1 protein-coding gene is annotated in these 1,287 nt (G+C 26.8%); it reads left to right on the top strand.

Going from position 1 to position 1,287, the window contains the following annotated elements:
* The first annotated feature begins 336 nt into the window (after positions 1 to 336).
* Positions 337 to 1,218 (top strand): hypothetical protein, encoded by an 882-nt coding sequence (locus GQS57_RS18260; protein WP_165734408.1) that lies wholly within the window; start codon positions 337 to 339, stop codon positions 1,216 to 1,218.
* The last annotated feature ends 69 nt before the right edge of the window (positions 1,219 to 1,287 follow it).

Raw genomic sequence — 1,287 nt, 5'->3', positions numbered from 1 at the left:
TGCGAACAACAATTTTCCTGCGGAAAATAGCCGTTCACTTTAAACGCAACTTTCCATAACACAACAACGTTAGCTGTAATTTTAAACCAAGAAAAACTATATAAATGAGTTATATATAAATTAATTTTCTATTTTTACATAACTTAAATCTCTAATTTAAAATAAAATTGTTAATAAGAATTGAACATATATAAAGCCTATTTATTTAGCACGTCGTCCAGGTGGGCATTCTTTCAAAAGTAAGAAATTGAAAGAAAGTGGGTTCGAATCCCAGCGTGAAAAGATTTACATGTACTTCTTTTCACGCGGGAATCAAATCATCTAAATTAGATTAAAATGTCATTAACAACTAAACAACAAGATTTTATCAAGCGTAAAGAAAATGTTTTATCTGTAGAAAAAACAATTGAACTTACGGAAAAAGAAATAAAAGAGTTAATAAAAAAACAAGGAATTAGCTCTAATACTTTAGAACAAGTAGAAATTGATAAAATAATAGAACTTAAAACAAGTCTTTTATCTGGATTAATAATTATTTGGAGTGAAAGCTTAATTAAATGGTTACTTTATGAACACGGTGCATTTGAAACTACTCAAATAAACACTCTCTTAAAGAATGTTAATTCTCAACAATGGACTAGTGCAATTACAACAGCTTTTTGGAAAGCATTCTCAAATATTCCTTATGATCCTAATAAACCAATTGCTAAAAAAAGGTGGATTGACAATTCTAATCAAATAAATGAAAAAGATAAAGAACGTTTTAATAAACTATATAAATTAATTGAATTAAAATTAGACCCTTCTATTATTATCCGTAATAAAATACAACATGGAGAATGGATTCATTCATATAAGGAAAATGGACAATCTAACAATGTAGAATATAGTAATTCCATAAGTAGTAATGTCCAGAATGAAAATATATTAACACTAAAACTAAAGAGGAATCAATTTAAAAAAATCTACCAAATTATATATGATTTAGCAGTATTTAGAAATACTGGTAACTTCAAACTAAACAATAATGAAACTCCTTTTTTGTTTTATTTTAATCAACGATATCGACAAATATTAGATAACCAAAATGAAATAGACAATGCTGACTATCTAAATTACAAACAGAAATTAATAAACAGTGCTAAAAGGGGAGAAATTTGGAGAAAAAAAAATAAATTTAGGAAAGTTTTTAAAAAGCTAAAAAGGAAATTGAAATAAACTACAGCTAACACCGTATATAATTTATTGCTGGCTTCTCGCCTACTTACGAAAGTCCTCGCGGACTTT

The organism is Polaribacter sp. 20A6, from assembly GCF_011378915.1.
Classification (GTDB): domain Bacteria; phylum Bacteroidota; class Bacteroidia; order Flavobacteriales; family Flavobacteriaceae; genus Polaribacter; species Polaribacter sejongensis.
The sequence above is the reverse complement of the archived record's forward strand: the minus strand, read 5'-3'. Positions and strand labels throughout refer to the sequence as shown.

What these genes read in the sequence shown, in the direction of transcription:
- GQS57_RS18260 (WP_165734408.1), top strand. Translation starts at nt 337, where the DNA reads ATGTCATTAACAACTAAACAACAAGATTTTATCAAGCGTAAAGAAAAT.